Source organism: Sinorhizobium sp. CB7, assembly GCF_041357635.1.
Taxonomy (GTDB): Bacteria; Pseudomonadota; Alphaproteobacteria; order Rhizobiales; family Rhizobiaceae; genus Rhizobium.
The window spans coordinates 1-321 of record NZ_JAULLL010000082.1 but is presented as its reverse complement, the minus strand read 5'-3'; the positions used below and the strand labels follow the sequence as shown (position 1 = coordinate 321).

1 protein-coding gene is annotated in these 321 nt (G+C 65.4%); it reads left to right on the top strand.

What is annotated here, in order from left to right; genetic code table 11:
• Nucleotides 1-321: AMP-binding protein (locus AAE029_RS36270; protein WP_371077774.1), on the top strand; the 321-nt coding region annotated here is incomplete at both ends.

The window sequence follows — 321 nt, the reverse complement described above, 5'->3', positions numbered from 1 at the left end:
TGGTGACGGACGCGGCGACGAGGCAGACGCTTGCCGGCCTGCTTGAAGGGCTGGATACCGTGCTGGTCAACGAGGTCGGGAGCGAGAGTTCCGAGCCTCTGACCACTCCCCTCCATCCCGACCAGCTCGCCTACGTCATCTACACCTCAGGATCGACCGGAGTGCCGAAGGGGGTCGGGGTGACGCATGCCAATGTCGCGCGGCTGTTCGACGCGACGGCGCCCTGGTACGACTTCGGCCCCTCCGACGTCTGGACGCTGTTCCATTCCTACGCCTTCGACTTCTCCGTGTGGGAGATCTTCGGCGCCCTTTGCCATGGCG